Below are 612 nucleotides of genomic sequence, written 5' to 3'. Positions count from 1 at the left end.
GAGCACCTGAAGACCGCGCGCATCTTCTTCGAGCGCGGCATGGTCAGGGAAGCCGCCGAAAAGGCCACCGCCGAGGATGTGCTGCGGCTCAGGGCCACCGTTGCCGAACAGCGCGGCTTTCGCGGCGATTCCGAAGCCTTCATCTCCGCCGACATGAAGTTCCATACCCAGATCGCCGCCATCTCCGGCAATCCGATCTATATTGCCGTCAGCGAGGCGATGCTGGGCTGGCTGAAGGAATACCACACCGAAATGCTGATCTGGACCGGCAAGGAAAAGTTCACGCTGACCGAGCACGAAGAGATCATCGGCCGCATCGAGAAGAAGGATGCCGATGGCGCCGAGAAGGCGATGATCAAGCATCTCGAACGCTCGCGCGCGCTCTATGTGATGAATTCTGAAAAATGATCTCGGCGGTTCAGCCGATCCGAAGGATCGCGTAAGGCGTCATTGCGACCTGGCCTCGGCCAAAAGCTGAAATGTCGACCTGCACGTCTTCCGCCGTCAGGTTCGCCAGCCACGCGATTGTCTTGCCCGAGGCGGAGCGCCCGGCCAGCGCCAGCACCTTGGTTTCATCGCTCGTCCTTGCCGACACATGCGCAAGGCCGGCCA

1 protein-coding gene and 1 pseudogene are annotated in these 612 nt (G+C 60.9%); one reads left to right on the top strand and one right to left on the bottom strand.

The window, feature by feature from the left end:
- The coding region (locus EOB49_RS34505) for an FCD domain-containing protein (RefSeq protein ID WP_127383546.1) at positions 1-408 on the top strand (408 nt) is incomplete at its 5' end.
- Positions 409-418: 10 nt separating this feature from the next.
- Here the strand turns inward: EOB49_RS34505 and EOB49_RS34500 are convergent.
- Positions 419-612, bottom strand: a pseudogene (locus EOB49_RS34500) (hypothetical protein); the annotation flags it as partial.

The sequence above is a fragment of the Mesorhizobium sp. M7A.F.Ca.MR.148.00.0.0 genome, from assembly GCF_003997735.1.
Classification (GTDB): domain Bacteria; phylum Pseudomonadota; class Alphaproteobacteria; order Rhizobiales; family Rhizobiaceae; genus Mesorhizobium.
Note: the sequence above shows the minus strand (reverse complement) of the source record. Positions and strands in the feature narration are given on the sequence as shown.